This window comes from uncultured Faecalicoccus sp., assembly GCF_944327125.1.
Taxonomy (GTDB): Bacteria; Bacillota_I; Bacilli_A; order Erysipelotrichales; family Erysipelotrichaceae; genus Faecalicoccus.
Genome location: NZ_CALVGO010000015.1, coordinates 13,735 through 29,214, shown reverse-complemented (window position 1 = coordinate 29,214; position 15,480 = coordinate 13,735). Strand labels below are relative to the sequence as shown.

Here is a 15,480-nt window from a genome sequence, read left to right as displayed (position 1 = left end):
CAGGTTCATTCTTGTTCAGTTTTCAAAGATCTCTCACGCCGCTCTCGCGCCGTGCTCATGTATATTATCAAATCTATCCCTTCTAGTCAATAATTTTTTTCCCTTTTTTTTATTTTTTTTGGTCCGTTTTGTTCTTATCTTCCTGTAAACGTTTTCATTGGTATAGATATAAAAAAAACAGCCGCTTTCGCAGCTAGTTTTCCAGTTCCGATATTTTTTGAATTCGGATTTTATGCCTTTCTCCTTGAGAAAACTCTGTCTTTAGAAAAACATGAACAATGTCCTTACACACTTCGATTCCCATTGTTCTTTGTCCTAAGGCAAGCAGATTGGCATCATTATGCTCTCTTGTCAATCTTGCCATGGTTGTGTCTGTACACAGTCCGCAACGAATCCCTTTGATTTTATTGGCCGCAATACTGATTCCTATTCCCGTACCGCATAATACAATGCCTCGATCAGCTTCTTTCGATAACACTTTTTCTGCACAGGCCTTGGCATAATCGGGATAGTCTACACTGGCTTCGGTATTGGTTCCGCAATCAATAACTTCATAGCCTTCTTCTTCAAGCATCTTTTTGATTTCGTTTTTATAGCTGACAGCTCCATGATCATTGGCAATTGCTACTTTCATAGTATACATCCTCCTTCATTCTTCTATGGTCTTCTTCTTTTATATATATACTGCATTGGCCATCTTTGCAAGAAAAGGTTCCATTTCCGTTTGCATCGCTCAGCACTTTATTGTTTTCATCAAAAATATCGATCCATACCGCATTTTCATGACCTTTCAAACAGAAACTTTTGGATCCAGACAAACCATTGGTCATCACTACGATCACAGGGTGAGGCCCTTTCGCCGCCCAGCCGATGCAATGGCGATCATCCAGACAATCCTCCAGATTTTCTGCGTCCAGCAAATGATGTCGGATCCAAACCATTTCTTTCAGTCCGGCAACCGGCTTTTTCTGATCGTGTTCAATTCCGACATAATCCCCATAGAAAACACACGGACATACGGCATCTCTTAATAAGATCAAAGCGTACGCATGTCCCTTGAACCAGTCTTCCACCCAGGATTCCAAAGCTTGTCCAGGCTGCGTATCATGGTTATCCACAAAAGGAACAGCGCTTTGCGGTTCTTCTTTGGTTAAAGTTCCTTCAAAGATCTTTGACATGTCATATCGATCATAGGATGTGGAAGCGTCACGTAAATGAAAATGGAGAGGCACATCAAAAAGTGTCATACAATATTGACTCTCACTTAAATAATGAACCAATTCCTCCACATTTCCTGACCAGTATTCTCCTACGGCAAACATATTGTCCTGTCTTGTCTGGCGCATTTCATTGAGCCAACCCGGGAAAAACTGATCATCAATGCTTTTTACAGCATCCAGGCGAAACCCATCAATCTTTGTCTGATCTAAATACCAATGCCCCCAGCGATAGAGTTCTTCCACCACTTTGGGAACTGAAAAATCGACGTCATCCCCCATGATATAGTCATAGTTTCCTTCTTCCTGAGAAACATTTTCTGACCATTTTTTGGCATTGAATTCCAGAAGCTTGGTCGTTTTCGTTCGCGCATCATAATCCGTTCCCGTAAAACAAGACCAGTCCCAAATAAAGTCCGAATATTTTCCTTTTCGTCCCGGGAAGGTAAAACGAGTCCAAACCTCGACATCTTCTTCGCCGGTCAATGCCTGATCCCGGTCTGACCAGTTGATCTCTCTGGCTTTGATCTTTTCTGTTTCATCGGCTCCCATACGATGATTGAATACGATATCTCCAATCACTTCGATTTTATGCCGATGGCATTCTTCTATAGCTTTTATGTATTCTTCTTTTGTACCATATTTTGTCCAGACAGTTTTCTTCTGATCAAATTCCCCCAGATCGTAAAGATCGTAAACACCATAACCTACATCGCTTGGACCCCCTTGCCCTTTGTAAGCAGGCGGCAGCCAAATTCGGTCAAAGCCAACCCGACTTAAATTATGTGCGTCATTTTTCACGCGATTCCAATGAAAGTGATCTTCAGGAAGATACCACTCAAAATATTGGATCATGGTATTGTTCATTATCAAATCCTACGCTTTCTTTGTGAATTTTGTCCGACAGTTTGGACAAGTGATTTCTATGGTTCCTTTCCCTTTAGGAACCCTTATGATCTGTGAACATTTGGGACAAACAAAATGTTTATATGCTTTGTCCTTCATATTTTTCTGCATCGCCTTAATAAGATGCGTCCCTTTAGAACGCAGATTGATAAATTTTGCATTTTCCTGCTGACGAACATAGATGTTTCTGGACATCGTTCGATAAAAATAAAGGATGAACACCATAAAGAAAAGGATCGTTAAGGCAAAATTCCGTATAAATAAAGAGAGAACCACCAAAATGACCTCTAAAAAGAATAAGAATTGATTCAAGGCATCGTTTCCATAACGCCCATAGAAAAAACGATATAATCTTTCTTTCACGTTTATCACCTATTGGTAATGGTAACACACTTTCTTTTAAACAAGAAGAGGATTCGATTTACTCTACTTAATCTTTACCGGACCTTAATTATATAGTTTTCTTTACGAGGTGCTGCGTCCTTTTTTCCTTCTGGTTTCCCATATCCTAAAATGACATTGCCGATGCCTTCATAATCTTCGGAAAGTCCCCACTCCTTCATCAGTTCTTTTCCTTCCCGTGTTTTAAATACTTCTCTTGCCCTGTAGATGTAACAAGAATCGATCCCCATTGCATGAGCCGCATTCAGCAGATTGGCAATGACCAGATTTCCATCGTCTCGGTATGTGTTGATCCGTGTATCCGCAAACACCACCACAACAACATTCGCTCCATAAAACGGATCCATGTCCGTATTCATGATCTGGGCGTTTAATTTCGAAACAAGATCTCGGACTTGTTTATTTTCGATACAGACCATCACCGCCGATTGTCTTCCCATGCCGCTTGGCGCATAACTCCCGGCCTCTAAGATCTGATCTAAAACTTCTTCTGGAATGTTTTGATCCGTGTAAGCACGGCAGCTTCTTCTTGACTTTAGATCCTGTAATGTTTCCTGCATGATTCAACCTCCTAATTCACTTTAATTATACGCTCCTGTCTTTAAAATATTTTGATTTTTCTAAAACAATCTCACATAATCCTGATCACTTTATAAGCAATCTCACACACTTTCACATGACTAAAAAATAATTTCTCCATAAGGTTTTTCTATACTATAAGCGTGTTAAGGGAACACAAAAAAATCTCTTCATATATCTCTCTCCTAAAACAATATACAACTGCAGAAACGGCATCTTATTCATGCCGTTTTTGTATTTTGATTCTTTTTACAATATTTTTCTGAAAATATTTTCTCTTTTTTTCATTTTTTGTGGTATACTACTTCCATATTATTTGGTTCAAGGAGGATATTATGGCCGATTTAAAAAAATTGTATGAAGTTGTCAAACAGCGCAATAGCGGTGACAGTGAATTTCTTCAAGCTGTCGAAGAAGTTTTTGAATCATTAGAAGTCATTGAACAAGTACATCCGGAAAAACTGAATGACGATGTCCTGGCTCGTATCGTGGAACCGGAACGCCAGATCGTATTCCGTGTTCCCTGGGTAGATGATAACGGTGTCACGCAGGTCAACCGTGGATTCCGTATCGAATTCAATTCCGCATTAGGACCTTATAAAGGCGGACTGCGTTTTCATCCATCTGTAAATTCAAGCATTATCAAATTCCTGGGATTTGAACAGATCTTCAAAAACTCCCTTACCACTTTGCCTATGGGCGGCGGTAAAGGTGGATCTGACTTTGATCCAAAAGGAAAAAGCGATGGCGAAGTAATGCGATTCTGTCAGAGTTTCATGACAGAGCTTTACCGTCACATCGGACCAAACACCGATGTTCCTGCCGGAGATATCGGCGTTGGCGGAAGAGAGATTGGTTATTTGTTCGGTCAGTACAAACGTTTGAAAAATGAATTCAGCGGAGTCTTGACCGGTAAAGGACTAACATTCGGAGGTTCTTTGATCCGTACAGAAGCAACCGGATATGGTCTGTGTTATTTCACACAAGCTCTGTTAAAAGATAACGATACCAGCTTCGAAGGAAAAACCGTTGCGATCTCAGGAAGTGGAAACGTTGCGATCTACGCCTGCCAGAAAGCGACTCAGTTAGGAGCCAAAGTTGTCACAATGTCCGATTCCAATGGATTTGTCTACGATCCAGATGGAATTGATCTGGCTTGTGTCAAAGAGATCAAAGAAGTTCGCCGCGGACGAATCAAAGAATATGTAGAAACACATCCAAACGCCACTTATACACCAGGCGCTCGTCCATGGAGCATCCCTTGTGATATTGCTCTTCCTTGCGCCACTCAAAACGAGCTGGATCTGGAAGATGCCAAAGCTTTGGTTGCCAATAAAGTCTTCGCTGTCTGTGAAGGAGCCAATATGCCAACTACACCGGAAGCCATTCATTATCTGATGCAGAACGGTGTCCTGTACGCCCCTGGAAAAGCCAGCAATGCCGGCGGGGTTGCCTGCTCCGGTTTGGAAATGAGCCAAAATGCACAGCACTTGTCATGGACTGCGGAAGAAGTCGACAAACGTCTGGAAGCCATCATGGAAAATATCTTTGAAACTTGCCGTGATACCGCGAAAGAATACGGACATGAAAAAGAATATGTCGTAGGCGCCAACATTGCCGGATTCTTAAAAGTCGCTGAAGCCATGAAAGCGCAGGGTACGGTATAATCCAATCTTAAAATCAGAGAATCGATTTCAACAATAGAAATCGATTCTTTTTTATAAGCAAAAACCTACTTTGCAGATGGATCAAAGTAGGTTTTCTTATCCTTTTTTATTTTTTGAAGCTATGGCGTTCTTCCGCTTATAGGCATCCAGTTTTTCCTTGCGGCAAATAGAAATAAACGGACAGCGTTCACACTGTGGATTCCTGGCCGTACATAAATAACGGCCGAAGAAAATAAAATCATGATGCCCCTGGTTCCATCGATCCCGGTCGATTTTCCGTTTCAGTTTTTCTTCCACTTTCTCTACCGAATCATCGGGTTTGGCCAGGCCTAACCGTTTAGACACACGGTCCACATGAGTATCTACGGCAAAGCTGGGAATGTCAAAAGCCACACTGCGGACAACATTGGCCGTTTTTCTTCCTACTCCTTGTAAAGACATCAGCTCTTTATAAGAACTGGGGACCTGCCCTGAGAACTTTTCTTCCAGATCTTGACTTAAGGCAAGAATAGAACGCGCCTTGTTTCGATACAGTCCTATTCTTTTTATATACGATTCGATTTCCTCGACTTTGGCCTTTGCCATGGAAGCACTGTCCGGATACGCTTCAAATAAGGCCGGCGTTACTTTATTCACCGATTCATCCGTTGTCTGAGCGCTTAAAACCACAGCCACTAAAAGCTGAAACGGGGTTTGATGATGAAGCTCGCACTGTGCCTGCGGAAATATTTTTTCCATCTCATCCAGGATCTCATTGGCATTCATCGCTTGCCACTCTCCACATCTTCTACACTTAAACCTTTTTCTTTCCAGGAAATCAAAATGTTTTCAATATAGTTTAAATTGCGTTTTTCATAAACGGCCGCTTCATTCAATGCACAGATCACCATCGGTTCTGTATAGGTACTGGCCATCTGTAAGATTCGTTCCATTTCCATAGGACTTAAGGTCCGTTTAAATTCCATTTCAAATTCTTCAATTAAAGAACGATGCGTCCCCTGGATCGAATTGTGCATTTGGCCGTATACGCCTTCAATATCAAAGCTGACTTCATTGTTGGCATAGGTAATGTTCAAATAGCCCTTATCCGCCAAAGACAGATACAGCTCTTCGACTTCGTCCACTTCAATATGCAATTTTTGTGCCATCATTTCATGATGGATCACCTTGTGCATATCGTTATAATAATCGATCAGCAGCAGCATCAACGCTTCTTTATCTGTTAACTGCAGAGATTCTAAATGATCCAATATCCAAATTTTATGATCTAAATACGGTGATTTCCAATCCATTATTCTGTCTCCCTTTCATACACACGAACATAGGTATCATAGTCCAGAAGCAGCAACTTTCCAGACCCTCTGATTTCATAGGCAGGATTGTCATACCCGTAGGCAAGCTGTACACTGTCGGCTTCGATGCCGTAAGTCTCGGCTGCCTCATCACGGACTTTTTGATAATCCAGGGAACTCATATCTCTTTCCGTTATCTTTTTCCCTGTGGCATCAAACCAGTAAAGCGTATCTTCTGTATATCCCTGGTACGTCAGATAATCAAACTGGTGAGAAGTGATCCCGGTGATTCCCTTGACAGAATCTTCGATCTTTTGAAGTGCGTTTTTTTGAATTTCTTCATGAACACGGTTAGGCCCGCTGATAAAGAGCGACCACAAAACCACAAAAAGAAAAACAAAGAGGATACTCAACAACGCTGTAAACCGTTTTCCATAAATTCTTTTCGTTTTAGCCATAAGATCCTCCTTTGCACTCATTCATTATACATGAAATCCTAAAGAATAGGCACAAAAAAGCACTGCGTCATGCAGCGCCAGACTATTCATCTTCTTTTTTATTTTTAGGTAAGAACAAACTAAGGAGCAGTGAGACAACAAATACACCGGCTACGGCATTGCCGTTAAAAATATCCCCGACTGCCTGCGGGAAACAAGAAAAGAAGTTTCCTGAAGTCTGTGTAAGTCCCACACCGATACAGAAAGAAAGCGATACGATGATCATAGTGCGGTCATCAAACTTACATTCTTTTAACATTTTGATTCCTTCATACATAATGGAACCAAACATCATAACCGTACATCCGCCTAAAACCGACTGCGGAATGGAATTGAAGAAAGCGCCCAGCGGCGGGAATAAAGAGGCCAGAATCAAAATCAAAGCGCCCATAAAAATCGTAAAGCGATTGATGACATTGGTCATTGTCACTAAACCCACGTTCTGACTAAAGGAAGTCAACGGAAGGCATCCAAAACATCCCGAAATAGCGCTGGAGAATCCATCAACAGCCAAAGATCCCTGAAGCTCTTCAGTTTTGATGTCACGGTTGAGGGCTCCTGTACAAACAGCCGTTGTCGCTCCTGTCGTTTCCGCAGCGGACACAAGGAACACAATGGCAATCGTAAAGAAGGCACCCACATCAAATATTGGTTTATGTTCCGTCAAGAAAACCAGTTTAGGGATACTGAAATAACCTACCTGGGAAATTGTTTCTGAAATGCCAGAAAGATCGACCATCGGTGCGATCCCGGCAACCGTAAAGATAATGGACAGGATATAACCGAAAATCAATCCGACCAAAATGTTCAGGTTTTTATACGTTCCCTTCAATAAATATCGGGAAGCCAGACAAACGATCAAAGTAATGGCGCCTACCAGCAAATGATACCAGGCTCCAAAATCTTCGACACCGCTTCCTCCTCCCCAGGAATCCATACCTACCGACAACAAAGAAAGACCAATCGCGATCACAACGCAGGCGGATACGACCGGGGTCAAAAAGCGCCTCCAGTATTTCGCGCTCAATCCAACCAGACCTTCAAAGATCCCTCCCAGGATCACGGCTCCGATCATTCCTTCATATCCAAGATTTGGATTGGTACAGATGATCAACAAACTTCCTAAAAAGGTAAAGCTGACCCCCATGACGATAGGGAGCTTCGATCCAATCTTCCAGATCGGATACAGCTGCATGGTCGTACCAATACCCGCCGCAAACATGGCGCACTGTAAGATCTGTGTAATCTCAGCAGGGCTCAGATGTTCTTCTGTTCCATATACGATAGCCGCCCCGCAGACGATCAAAACCGGTGCCAAATTGGCAACAAACATAGCTAAAACGTGCTGCAGTCCAAAAGGAATGGCCTTTTGAAGAGGCACCCGTCCGTTCAAGCGATACAGATTTTCTTCGCTGACTTCGGATACCATAGCTTCTTTTTCAAAATAAGCTTTTTCTTTTTCCATACTCTTTCCCTTTCTCAATATGTTTACTATTTTACTTACATACATCGACCCAGGCAACAAAATTTGTCGTTTTTTCTAATTCTTCTATGCTCATACAGATACAGGAGTTTGAACTGCCGCAAGCCGGATAAACTTTTGACAGGTCGCGTAAAGATACATCCAGATAAACCTGCACGCCTTCTTTAACCCCAAAAGGACAGACGCCGCCAATGGCATGCCCTGTTCTTTCTTCGACTTGTTCGCCATGAATCATTTTAGGCTTTTTTCCAAACTGATTCTTAAACTTGGCATTGTCAATACGGGCATCCCCGCAGGCAACAACCACAATCGTCTTGCCTTCTACATCAAAAGCCAAAGTTTTGGCAATGTCTCTAGGCTGACAGCCTAAAGCATCCGCCGCCAATTCCACCGTGGCTGAACTTGTATCCAGTTCAATGATACGATCTTCCATCGCATATTGTTTCAAATGATCTTTTACTTTTTCAATTGACATTTTCAACACCCTTTCTCGTAAGCCCATTATATTTTCCTTGCGCCAAAATGTAAAATCCTTTAGGATGAAATCATGCCAAGAATCAAAGAAGATGTTATTCATTCTATAGAAATTAAAAAAAGCCGTTTTATCACATATCTTCACCGAAGCGATAACGAAGAAGAAGCCAAGGATTTTCTACGCTATATCAAAAAAACGCATGCCGATGCCACCCATCATTGCACATGCATGATCATTGGTTCGATCGTTCGTTCCAATGACGATGGCGAGCCCTCCGGCACCGCAGGACATCCGATGCTTAACGTTTTACAGAAAAACGGGATCGAAGACATCCTGGCCGTTGTCGTGCGCTATTTTGGCGGCACCAAACTAGGGACCGGCGGCTTGGTCAAAGCTTATTCCGATTCCGTAAAACTGGCACTGGAACAGGCAACACTGACAAGTGTTGTTCCTTTCTTTGAATACAAGATCACTTTTGATTATGAATGGATCGGAAAAATCGATGCTTATTTTCATAAGCAAAAATTAGAGATTTCAAAAAAAGAATACGATCAGAAAGTTACATACTTTTATTTGTGTGAACAAGATAACCAAAAAGATATCCAGGAACTAACCAACGGCAAGGTCCAGTGTGAATTTGTCCAAGAGGTACAAAAAGAAAAAATCATAGAATCATGATATACTAGAGGCGGTGAATATAATGAACTTTTATTCGATACTGATCTTAATTTTTATCCTTGTATTGCTCTTTTTGTTTTTTCAGCTTCTGGCGCCGATCTTGATTCCGCTGATTCTGATCTATTTGATCTATCGCGCCTTTGTGCCAAGAAAAAAAGAAACCTATACATATTATTATGAAGAAGAGAATACACAAACCAACAACCCTCCTAAACACGGGGCCATTGATGTAGAATATACTGAACACGAAGAAGGAGACGATTATGATTCTTGATCAATCCGTAGGCAGAGATAAAGAGATTCGCCGTTTGCTCAGCCGGTCCATGCTGAATATGGACTCCATCACCATCAGCTCCTGGATGAAATATCAGTATGACCCCAAAAGCATGTTCTGTTACGTTGAAGACAATAAGGTCACTTCCTGTCTGCAGACAAAGGAAAGAAAATTCACATATCAGGGAAAGACATGCAGCGCTCTAGTGATCACCCTGGCTTGTACTTTGCCCGACTATCGGCAGCGAAATCATTTCAGTCAGCTTTTAGAAGCCGCCATGAACTATGCCAACTGCAATCATATGCTCTCGATGGCTTATACCAATTTTCCCAAATTGTTGGAAGCCAAGAGCTTCCAGGCCGTTTCTAAAACAAAATACTATTGGCTGGAACTCAAAGACCAAACGTTTGGAAGCGAAAAAAATGTCAAGACGTATCGTCCTGACATGGATCTCTATTCACTGTATCTTGATTTTTTGAATCATTTTGATGGGTCGATCCTTTTAGACAAAGAATCTTTCATCAATCAGATCCACTATTATCTCAACTGCAATCACCGCATCGTTGTCATGACCGATGACCGGCAAGCCTTGAAGGGATTTGCGATCTACAAAGTCAACAACGAACACATCGAGATCAAACGAATGATTTATCTGGATGCAGCGGCCATCAAAGATCTTCTCGCCTATCTCAGTCCTCGCTGTGAATCGGCCAGTTTTACACTCAGTCAGGCCGAACGATTGGAAAAGATCTTCCCTATGGAAATCCCAAGAAACCAGGGGACCGTCTTGGCAAGACTTAATAATTATAAATTGTTCTCGATCTGGTCGCATCAGAATGTACATCATGCCAGGGAAGCTTTTGACTTATTGGAAAAACCTTGTTGGAATCATTTCATTGATTAGAGCCAGCGGTGCCTCCATTGATAATATTCTTCGTCTTTCAAGGAAGAGATCTCCTCTTCCTTTTTTTCATAGATAAAAAAAGAACTGTGTTCAAAAAGAGATAAAAATTCTTCATCCGAAAGTACGGCATGCCACTGATTGGCACGGCACAGGATGCGTTTGTCTTGTTTTATTACAATCATCCCTTCCGATGAAATCAGGATCTCCCCTTTTTGAAGGTATAGGAGCGCCTCTTTCCCCGTTTCTACTTTTTCCATATCCGTATTTTACCACAAAAAAAGCTGTCCTATGACAGCTTATTCATAATGTTCCTTTAAGATCTGGAAATAGGCTTGTGCATGTGCACATACCGGACATTCTTCCGGAGCTGTTTTTCCTACATGAATATGTCCGCAATTCAGACAGATCCATACAGTTTCTTCAGGACTGGTAAAGAACGTATTTTCTTCAACTTCCTTCAACATGGCACGATAACGGGCTTCGTGATGTTTTTCGATAGCCGCAACGCCTTCCATTTTATCAGCGATATCATCAAAGCCTTCTTCTCTGGCTGTGGCAGCCATCTCTTTGTACATGTCGGTCCATTCATAATTTTCCCCGGCCGCAGCATCTTCCAGGTTTACCGTTGTCGTTGGGACCTTTCCTCCGTGTAAAGCTTTGAACCAAAGCTTCGCATGTTCTTTTTCGTTTTTTGAAGTTTCTTCAAAGATGTTCTGAATTTTTACATATCCATCTTTTTTAGCCTGAGAAGCATAATATTGATATTTGATGCTTGCCTGGCTTTCTCCGGCAAATGCCGCCATTAAGTTTTGTTCTGTTTTTGATCCTTTTAATTCCATATTGGAACCTCCTTAGTAAGAAAATTATACCACCGAACGATACAAATTTCTAAGGATTTACTCATTATTTGCCCAAGCCGGCGTCTGGCTTCCTCTTTGTACCAGGATGGCCTTTTGAAACTGTGTCTGGTTTAGAAATTCCAGGATACGAAGCTTCTCCTCTTCATCGCACCCCACCAGCAATTTAACTTCACAGTCCTTTTTCAATATATCAGCGCTGATAACGATTGAATCGACCTGATGTGCTTTTTTCGAGCCTTTGAATACATGGATCGGCTGTGAGTCTGTACCCACTGTATCCTGTAAAGAACCATAATCCACCGGATAGATCAAATTCGCATACGTTGGATGGGTCGTCCCTTTGGGATGATCGATCTTACATGTACTGCTCAGTAATAAAGTATCCATCTTCTGCCAGAAATATGCGTTGTTTTCTAATTGATTCATACTACCCCTCCTGATTTGATTGTCCTTCCTGGACAAACTGCCAGAAATCCTGGCCCTTGGCTTTATCAAAATCGATGGTGGAATCGACATCCCATAAGGAAACCTCGTGTGTAGATTCATTATATCCAATGCCAGCCTCAACGGCTTTTCCATCCTCGACCTTATACAATGTCGGCGTATATAAAAAATACGGTGCCATTTCCAATAAGATGTTTCCTTCTTCCGTATTGGAAACAAGAGTCATTCCTTCTTCATCCTTTCGCGACAATTCGAAATCGGTGCTGTCCAGATGATAAAGAACCAGGCCGGCATGTTCATCCTGGGTTTGCTCAATATAAGCATCCAGAGCCTCGCAATATGTGCAGCCTTCCCGTTCGATGATCAGCACGAAATCTTCTTTGGCCTCCAGCTTATCCTGAAGTTCCAGAGCATCGATATCAATCTCAGAAAAAGCTTCTTTGGGCGCACAGCCAAACAACAGCACACCTATGCAGAATACGCTCAATATTTGAATCAACCTTTTCAAATTTTGTCCCTCTTTTCTATCGTATAGCAATGATCGCATCGATCATTTTTGTCAATGTAAAAGCCAGGTTTTCAAGTTTTTGCGGTCCTGTCTTAAGCGCCGTCAAAAAATCCATCGCCCGATCGGCACTGGAAAGGACACCATCAAAACCATGATCATACAGATCCATATATCCAACGCCTAAAGCGCCGCTCAAACAAAATACCGGCTTATGGTACTTCTTGGCAAGAACCGCGATTCCATAAGGCACTTTCCCGTAGATTGTCTGATGATCACTTTGACCTTCGCCGGTAATGACGATATCACATTGGGAAATCGCTTGTTCCAGCCGATACTTTTCAATGCATAGGTCGATCCCCGGAACAAACCGCGCATGAAACAACCCGGCCAAAACAGCCCCGATTCCGCCTGAGGAACCAGACCCTTCAAAACTATTGATATCTATGCCAAAAGTTTCCTGGATCTTATCCCGATAATGACGCATGGCTTGATCCACCATCGCCATTTGGGAAGGAAAGAAACCTTTCTGACGGCCAAAAGTATATACGGCCCCCTGTTTGCCTAAAAGATGATTTTTCACATCCACGGCCAGCGTGATCTCAATATCTTTCCAGTCCACAAGTCGGGAATCGTCAATGGAATCAATTCGAGACAAGGCATAAACACCGGCCATCAGTCTTTTATGATGCGCATCAAAAAAACTGAGTCCCAGCTCCTGAAGCATTCCCATACCTCCATCGTTGGTGCCGGTTCCGCCCAATCCCAATAAGATCTTTTTATATCCTTTGTTTACTGCATCTTTCAACATCATTCCTACGCCGCGGCTGTTGGCAATCATAGGATTCCGCTTATGCCGTTCTACCATATTCAATCCGATACAGCTTGCCACTTCCATGATCGCAAGATTTTCTTTTGGAACAACACCATAGCTCACAGTAATAGGTGCCCCATAGGCATCCACCACTTTAGCCTTTTCAAGTTTTCCGTGATAGATCTGGCGGAAGATTTCCATGGTTCCTTCTCCTCCATCGCACATTGGAAAACAAGATACTTTATGATCCGGATTGGCTTGAAGTATTCCTTTTTGAATCGTATATACAGCCTTTGTCGAATTCATGCACCCTTTAAAGGAATCACATGCCACTACAAACTCCATATTACTATTCTAACATACTTTACTTGTAAATCATGAAAATTGCAAATTATATTTCAGGCAAGTTTCATTTGTTTCATTTTATGATAATTGCTTTCAAAAGTTTAAATCTGTTATTAAATCATGATATAATCAGAATGTTTATATTCCCTTTGAAAGGATCAAAAATATGAAAAAAAATGTATTGATCGGTGTAACCGGCGGGATCGCTGCGTATAAAGCTTTAGATCTTGTCAGTTCCTTAAAAAAGAAAGATCTCCAGATCAAAGTCATGATGACCAAAAATGCCTGTGAATTTGTCAGCCCTTTAAGCTTTCGTACACTCTCCGGCCATCCCTGTGAAGTTGATCTTTTTGATAAAACCAATGAAGACCCTATTTCGCATATTTCTTTGGCAAAATGGGCCGATCTGGTCGTTCTGGTGCCCTGCACAGCCAACGTATTGGCCAAAGTTGTCCATGGCATCTGCGACGATCTTGTCTCGACGACATTTTTGGCCTGCCATTGTCCAAAAATGATTGCCCCGGCCATGAATGTTCATATGTACGAGAATCCGGTGACCCAGAGAAATCTGGCTTTGGCAAAAGATCTTTCTTATCAGATCATTGAACCGGAAGTCGGACACCTGGCATGCAATGACACAGGAAAAGGAAAGCTGGCCAATGTAAAGGATATCGAAGAAGCCATTCTACATTCACTTTGTCATAACGATCAGTTAAATCATAAACATGTTTTGATCAGCGCCGGCCCAACCCAGGAAGCTCTGGACCCTGTTCGCTTTATCTCCAACCATTCCAGCGGCAAACAAGGTTATGCCATCGCCAGAGCAGCCCTGAACATGGGAGCCAAAGTCACTCTGGTCAGCGGACCTGTCAACATTCCTGCGCCTAAAGGGGCTGCCATGATCTTTGTCCAAAGCGCTGAAGAAATGTTTGAAGCGATGAAAGAACAAAGCCTTAAAGCCGACTACATCATTATGGCGGCCGCCGTAGCGGATTATCGTCCCAGCCAGAAAGCTGCTGAGAAAATCAAAAAGTCCGCCGCTGACAAGACCCTGCAGATGATCCCCAATCCAGACATTCTTGCCTGGATAGGACAACATAAAAAAGAAAATCAGGTCGTATGCGGATTTGCGATGGAAACCAGCGATTTAGATAAACACGCAAAAGAAAAACTGGAAAAGAAAAACTGCGATCTTTTGATTGGAAACAATTTGACCGTGGAAGGAGCCGGTTTTAAAACCGACACCAACATCGTCTCTTTATTGAAGAAAGATTCCATTGAACATCTTCCTAAATGTACAAAAGAGGAATTAGGAATTCGAATTCTGGAAACGATGAAAGAAATAGAAGAGGAAAAGAAGAAATGTTAGTTGCGATCGATATAGGAAACACGAATATCACGATTGGTATCTTTAACGGAGATGACCTGATCGGCAATTACCGCTTAACCACCAAAGTACGACGGACAAGCGATGAATACGGATTTATGTTGAAGACCTTCTTGGACAATTCCAAAGTCTATAAAGAAGATATCGACGATGTGATCGTATCCAGCGTTGTACCAAAAGTCATGCATTCCTTTCAAAATGGGATCGTTAAGTTTTTAGGGATCGAACCAATGATCGTGGCTCCCGGTATCAAGAGCGGCATCAGCGTGCAGCTGGAAAACCCAAAAAGCGTGGGTTCCGATCGAATTGCCGATTGCGCCGGTGCCTATTTCGAATATGGCGGGCCCGTTCTGGTCATTGATTTTGGGACGGCGACCACCTACGATTATGTCGATGAAAACGGTGCCTTCAAAGCAGGTTCCATCAGTGTCGGAATCGAAACCGGGGCCAATGCCCTGTGGACCCAGACGGCTCAGCTGCCTGAAATTGAAATCAAACGTCCTTCAACGATTCTGGCAAAAAACACCAAGACCGAAATGCAGGGCGGAATCTTCTATCAATACCTTGGCGGTGTAGAGTATACGATCCGTCAATACCGCAAAGAAATCGGAAAAGATTTCAAGGTCGTAGCTACCGGCGGTCTTGGCCGGGTGGTGCATTCTCACATTCCCCAAATCGATGTTTATGATCCTAATTTGATCTTTAAAGGTTTGAAGATCATCTACAATAAAAACAAGGAGGCTGAATAGGG

20 protein-coding genes are annotated in these 15,480 nt (G+C 42.3%); 6 read left to right on the top strand and 14 right to left on the bottom strand.

Features of this window, described 5'->3' with window-relative positions; genetic code table 11:
* Window positions 1–193 precede the first annotated feature (193 nt).
* From rpiB to Q0K03_RS03355, 4 genes are all read right to left on the bottom strand, one after another.
* Window positions 194–634: a ribose 5-phosphate isomerase B gene (rpiB, locus tag Q0K03_RS03370; protein WP_297237720.1), complete on the bottom strand. Its 441-nt coding sequence runs from the start codon at window positions 632–634 to the stop codon at window positions 194–196.
* A complete protein-coding gene (locus Q0K03_RS03365) occupies window positions 612–2,084 on the bottom strand; it encodes an alpha-amylase (protein ID WP_297237718.1) in 1,473 nt (490 codons plus the stop codon). The genes rpiB and Q0K03_RS03365 overlap by 23 nt, the downstream gene beginning before the upstream one ends.
* A gap of 9 nt (window positions 2,085–2,093) precedes the next feature.
* Window positions 2,094–2,486, bottom strand: coding sequence for a hypothetical protein (locus Q0K03_RS03360; RefSeq protein ID WP_297237716.1), 393 nt, complete (start codon window positions 2,484–2,486; stop codon window positions 2,094–2,096).
* A 74-nt stretch (window positions 2,487–2,560) separates the two neighbouring features.
* A complete protein-coding gene (locus Q0K03_RS03355; protein WP_297237713.1) occupies window positions 2,561–3,085 on the bottom strand; it encodes a nitroreductase in 525 nt (174 codons plus the stop codon).
* Window positions 3,086–3,439: 354 nt separating this feature from the next.
* Here Q0K03_RS03355 and gdhA point away from each other — a divergent pair, with 354 nt between their 5' ends.
* Window positions 3,440–4,771 carry an NADP-specific glutamate dehydrogenase gene (gene gdhA, locus Q0K03_RS03350; RefSeq protein WP_297237711.1) on the top strand — a complete coding sequence of 444 codons (1,332 nt, stop codon included), beginning with the start codon at window positions 3,440–3,442 and terminating at the stop codon, window positions 4,769–4,771.
* Between the two features lie 96 nt (window positions 4,772–4,867).
* Here gdhA and nth read toward each other — a convergent pair whose 3' ends face one another.
* From nth to Q0K03_RS03325, 5 genes are all read right to left on the bottom strand, one after another.
* On the bottom strand, window positions 4,868–5,536 hold the full coding sequence (gene nth / locus Q0K03_RS03345) for an endonuclease III (RefSeq protein ID WP_297237709.1): 669 nt from the start codon (window positions 5,534–5,536) through the stop codon (window positions 4,868–4,870).
* The gene (locus tag Q0K03_RS03340) at window positions 5,533–6,063 is read right to left on the bottom strand and encodes a DnaD domain protein (protein ID WP_297237707.1); all 531 of its coding nucleotides are present in this window, start codon (window positions 6,061–6,063) and stop codon (window positions 5,533–5,535) included. The genes nth and Q0K03_RS03340 overlap by 4 nt, the downstream gene beginning before the upstream one ends.
* Window positions 6,063–6,521, bottom strand: coding sequence for a hypothetical protein (locus Q0K03_RS03335; protein ID WP_297237705.1), 459 nt, complete (start codon window positions 6,519–6,521; stop codon window positions 6,063–6,065). Before Q0K03_RS03335 ends, Q0K03_RS03340 begins: the two co-directional genes overlap by 1 nt.
* Before the next feature lie 82 nt (window positions 6,522–6,603).
* Window positions 6,604–8,025: a solute carrier family 23 protein gene (locus tag Q0K03_RS03330; protein ID WP_297237703.1), complete on the bottom strand. Its 1,422-nt coding sequence runs from the start codon at window positions 8,023–8,025 to the stop codon at window positions 6,604–6,606.
* Between the two features lie 31 nt (window positions 8,026–8,056).
* Window positions 8,057–8,518, bottom strand: coding sequence for a YbaK/EbsC family protein (locus Q0K03_RS03325; RefSeq protein ID WP_297237701.1), 462 nt, complete (start codon window positions 8,516–8,518; stop codon window positions 8,057–8,059).
* 72 nt (window positions 8,519–8,590) lie between these two features.
* On the opposite strand from Q0K03_RS03325, the gene Q0K03_RS03320 reads away from it, so the two are divergent.
* Genes Q0K03_RS03320 through Q0K03_RS03310 form a run of 3 tightly spaced genes read left to right on the top strand, consistent with a single transcriptional unit; the run spans window position 8,591 to window position 10,374 of the window.
* Window positions 8,591–9,196, top strand: a complete 606-nt coding sequence (locus Q0K03_RS03320) for a YigZ family protein (RefSeq protein WP_297237699.1) — start codon at window positions 8,591–8,593, stop codon at window positions 9,194–9,196.
* A 13-nt stretch (window positions 9,197–9,209) separates the two neighbouring features.
* Window positions 9,210–9,470, top strand: a complete 261-nt coding sequence (locus Q0K03_RS03315; protein WP_297237697.1) for a hypothetical protein — start codon at window positions 9,210–9,212, stop codon at window positions 9,468–9,470.
* Window positions 9,460–10,374, top strand: coding sequence for a GNAT family N-acetyltransferase (locus Q0K03_RS03310; RefSeq protein WP_297237695.1), 915 nt, complete (start codon window positions 9,460–9,462; stop codon window positions 10,372–10,374). Before Q0K03_RS03315 ends, Q0K03_RS03310 begins: the two co-directional genes overlap by 11 nt.
* On the opposite strand, the gene Q0K03_RS03305 is transcribed toward Q0K03_RS03310, so the two are convergent.
* The 5 genes from Q0K03_RS03305 to Q0K03_RS03285 are packed head-to-tail and all read right to left on the bottom strand — an operon-like array spanning window position 10,371 to window position 13,342.
* Window positions 10,371–10,631, bottom strand: a complete 261-nt coding sequence (locus Q0K03_RS03305) for a hypothetical protein (protein WP_297237692.1) — start codon at window positions 10,629–10,631, stop codon at window positions 10,371–10,373. The two genes, Q0K03_RS03310 and Q0K03_RS03305, sit on opposite strands and share 4 nt — an antisense overlap.
* 39 nt (window positions 10,632–10,670) lie before the next feature.
* On the bottom strand, window positions 10,671–11,213 hold the full coding sequence (rbr, locus tag Q0K03_RS03300; RefSeq protein ID WP_297237690.1) for a rubrerythrin: 543 nt from the start codon (window positions 11,211–11,213) through the stop codon (window positions 10,671–10,673).
* 57 nt (window positions 11,214–11,270) lie between these two features.
* Window positions 11,271–11,660, bottom strand: a complete 390-nt coding sequence (locus tag Q0K03_RS03295; protein WP_297237688.1) for an Inorganic pyrophosphatase — start codon at window positions 11,658–11,660, stop codon at window positions 11,271–11,273.
* Between the two features lies 1 nt (window position 11,661).
* Window positions 11,662–12,186 carry a hypothetical protein gene (locus tag Q0K03_RS03290; protein WP_297237686.1) on the bottom strand — a complete coding sequence of 175 codons (525 nt, stop codon included), beginning with the start codon at window positions 12,184–12,186 and terminating at the stop codon, window positions 11,662–11,664.
* A 16-nt stretch (window positions 12,187–12,202) separates the two neighbouring features.
* On the bottom strand, window positions 12,203–13,342 hold the full coding sequence (locus Q0K03_RS03285) for a glycerate kinase (protein WP_297237684.1): 1,140 nt from the start codon (window positions 13,340–13,342) through the stop codon (window positions 12,203–12,205).
* Window positions 13,343–13,508: 166 nt separating this feature from the next.
* Here Q0K03_RS03285 and coaBC point away from each other — a divergent pair, with 166 nt between their 5' ends.
* Together coaBC and Q0K03_RS03275 are read left to right on the top strand one after the other, a co-directional pair.
* Window positions 13,509–14,711 carry a bifunctional phosphopantothenoylcysteine decarboxylase/phosphopantothenate--cysteine ligase CoaBC gene (gene coaBC / locus Q0K03_RS03280; protein ID WP_297237682.1) on the top strand — a complete coding sequence of 401 codons (1,203 nt, stop codon included), beginning with the start codon at window positions 13,509–13,511 and terminating at the stop codon, window positions 14,709–14,711.
* Window positions 14,705–15,478, top strand: a complete 774-nt coding sequence (locus tag Q0K03_RS03275; protein WP_297237681.1) for a type III pantothenate kinase — start codon at window positions 14,705–14,707, stop codon at window positions 15,476–15,478. The genes coaBC and Q0K03_RS03275 overlap by 7 nt, the downstream gene beginning before the upstream one ends.
* The last annotated feature ends 2 nt before the right edge of the window (window positions 15,479–15,480 follow it).